Source organism: Chitinophaga sp. (assembly GCF_035564935.1).
Classification (GTDB): domain Bacteria; phylum Bacteroidota; class Bacteroidia; order Chitinophagales; family Chitinophagaceae; genus Chitinophaga.
This window is the reverse complement of sequence record NZ_DATMTE010000644.1, coordinates 1-1582: the sequence shown is the minus strand read 5'-3', so window position 1 is coordinate 1582 and position 1582 is coordinate 1. Positions and strand designations below refer to the sequence as shown.

Here is a 1582-nt window from a genome sequence, read left to right as displayed (position 1 = left end):
AGGTTGATATAAGGTCAGCATGCCGTTAAATGCATTTTTCCCACCAACAGCTACATCTTGCACGGGTTTACTGGTGCCGGCAAAATAACCCGGTAGAAATATTGTTTGTCGGTCAAAGTAGTAGGAATAGGATACATTTGCTGAAATGGTAGGCAGCAGTGCCCCTTTACTCTCCGCTGTAAGTGCTTTCGCGTGTATTTCCTCCAATAGCTGTGCCTGTACTGTTCTATTTCCTTTCTCTGCGATTTCCAGTGCAGCGGACAGGGATAGCGCTTTATGCTGTGCATGCAGCTTGCCCCCGTACAGCAGCAGCGTGATAATACATGTATATACTGTTTTTCTCATGGTAATGAACTTTGGAATTGATAATTAGTGCGTTGCGTTTTCATGTAGGCTTTCGGTATCTGCTTCAACAATGACTTCCCTGCGCTTATTGCTTGACAGGTAGGAGTAGACGGCCGGAATAATGAATAATGTGAGTATACCGGAGAACACAAGTCCGCCGGCAATGACAATACCCAGAGACTGACGGCTGTTTGCCGTCAGCGCAATAGGCAAGGCACCGAATATCATGGCCAGTGAGGTCATCAATATCGGACGAAAACGTTGTTCAGCCGCAGTAATCGCAGCATCATACTTTGAAAGACCGGTATCTTTGAGGTGATTGGCAAATTCAACGATTAGAATACCATTCTTGGTGATGAGTCCAACGAGTGTAATGATGCCGATCTGGCTAAACACATTTAAGCTCTGACCAAACCAATGTAGGCTGAGGATCGCTCCCGTCACTGCCATCGGTACGGTAAGCATAATGGTGAGCGGATCTCTTAGGCTTTCAAACTGGGCGGCCAATATCATATAGATGAGTAGGAGCGCCAGTATCAGTGTGAAGGTGATATTGCCTTGACTTTCACTGAAATCGCGTGACTGCCCAGCTAAGGAGGACTTGAAATTTTCACCCAAGACATCGGCTTTTATTTTTTCGATCTCCTGTATAGCCTCAGCAAGGCTTACACCCGGCATGGGTGCGGCAGATATGGTAGCGGAAGTGTATTGATCGTATCGGTAAATAGCCGCCGGGCTTACGGCTTCTTTCGTGGTAATCAGGTTACTCAACGGGATCATCTGGCCGTTTGTTGAATGCACATAAATACCATTTAAGTCATTGATATCATTTCTGTAAGGACGTGACAGCTGTCCGATCACTTCATATTGTCGATCGTCGCGTAGGAAATACCCATAACGTTGCCCGGAAAGGGAAAGCTGTAGGGTACGGGCGACTTCTTCGATGGATACGCCCATCAGCGCGGCCTTCTCCCGATCTATCGTTATTTTTACCTCCGGTTTGTTTATTTTAAGATCCGAATCGGCAAACATCAGTTTTTTGCTCTGACGTACCGCACCCAAAAATTTAGGCAGCACAGCGGTCAGGCTGTCCAGATTTTGTGCCTGCAATACAAATTGGACGGGCATACCACCGCCATACCGTGTGCCGATGGTTGGCGGGAGATAGGGAAATAGGAGGAAGCCCCGGAAATTGCCTGATGCGGCGCCATATTGGTTATACAGATCCTGTATTGAC

2 protein-coding genes are annotated in these 1582 nt (G+C 47.2%); both read right to left on the bottom strand.

The window, feature by feature from the left end; translation table 11 throughout:
• Positions 1-345: TolC family protein (locus tag VN105_RS16445; protein WP_325642617.1), on the bottom strand; the 345-nt coding region annotated here is incomplete at its 3' end.
• A gap of 24 nt (positions 346-369) precedes the next feature.
• On the bottom strand, positions 370-1582 hold a 1213-nt coding region (locus VN105_RS16440), incomplete at its 5' end, for an efflux RND transporter permease subunit (protein WP_325642616.1).